Source organism: Allobosea sp. 67-29 (genome assembly GCF_001898115.1).
GTDB lineage: Bacteria > Pseudomonadota > Alphaproteobacteria > Rhizobiales > Beijerinckiaceae > Allobosea.
This window is the reverse complement of record NZ_MKSQ01000021.1, coordinates 1-1,102: the sequence shown is the minus strand read 5'-3', so window position 1 is coordinate 1,102 and position 1,102 is coordinate 1. Positions and strand designations below refer to the sequence as shown.

The window sequence follows — 1,102 nt, the reverse complement described above, 5'->3', positions numbered from 1 at the left end:
GCGATCGGGGCGATCAGCGTCACCTCCATCGAGATGTTGTCGCCCGGCATCACCATCTCCGTGCCCTCGGGCAGCGAGACCACGCCGGTCACGTCCGTCGTGCGGAAGTAGAACTGCGGGCGGTAGTTGGTGAAGAACGGCGTGTGGCGGCCGCCCTCTTCCTTGGTCAGGATGTAGGCCTCGGCCTTGAACTTCGTGTGCGGCTTCACCGAGCCCGGCTTGCACAGCACCTGGCCGCGCTCCACGTCCTCGCGCTTCGTGCCGCGCAGCAGCGCGCCGATGTTGTCGCCAGCCTGGCCCTGGTCCAGCAGCTTGCGGAACATCTCGACGCCGGTCACCGTCGTCTTCTGCGTGTCCTTCAGGCCGACGATCTCGATTTCCTCGCCGACCTTCACGATGCCGCGCTCGACGCGGCCCGTCACCACCGTGCCGCGGCCCGAGATCGAGAACACGTCCTCGACCGGCATCAGGAACGGCTGGTCGACCGGACGCTCCGGCTGCGGGATGTAGTCGTCGACCGTCTTCATCAGCGCGATCACCGCGTCATGGCCGATCTCCGGCGTGACGTTGTCCAGCGCGGCCTTGGCCGAGCCCTTGGTGATCGGGATGTCGTCGCCGGGGAAGTCGTACTTCGAGAGGAGCTCGCGGATCTCCATCTCGACGAGCTCCAGCAGCTCGGCGTCGTCGACCAGGTCGACCTTGTTCATGAACACCACCAGCGCGGGAACGCCGACCTGGCGTGCCAGCAGGATGTGCTCGCGGGTCTGCGGCATCGGGCCGTCCGCCGCCGACACCACCAGGATCGCGCCGTCCATCTGCGCCGCGCCCGTGATCATGTTCTTCACGTAGTCGGCGTGGCCGGGGCAGTCGACGTGGGCGTAGTGACGGTTCGGCGTCTCGTACTCGACGTGCGCCGTCGAGATCGTGATGCCGCGCGCCTTCTCCTCAGGCGCCTTGTCGATCTGGTCATACGCCGTGAACGACGCGCCGCCCGACTCAGCCAGAACCTTCGTGATCGCAGCCGTCAATGACGTCTTGCCATGGTCAACGTGACCAATCGTTCCAATGTTGCAGTGCGGCTTCGTCCGCGAAAACTTCTCTT

General features: G+C 65.8%; 1 protein-coding gene. It reads right to left on the bottom strand.

The genetic code is table 11. The annotated features are described in order from the left end of the window. The coding region (tuf, locus tag BGO20_RS15690; protein WP_465246043.1) for an elongation factor Tu at positions 1-1,102 on the bottom strand (1,102 nt) is incomplete at both ends.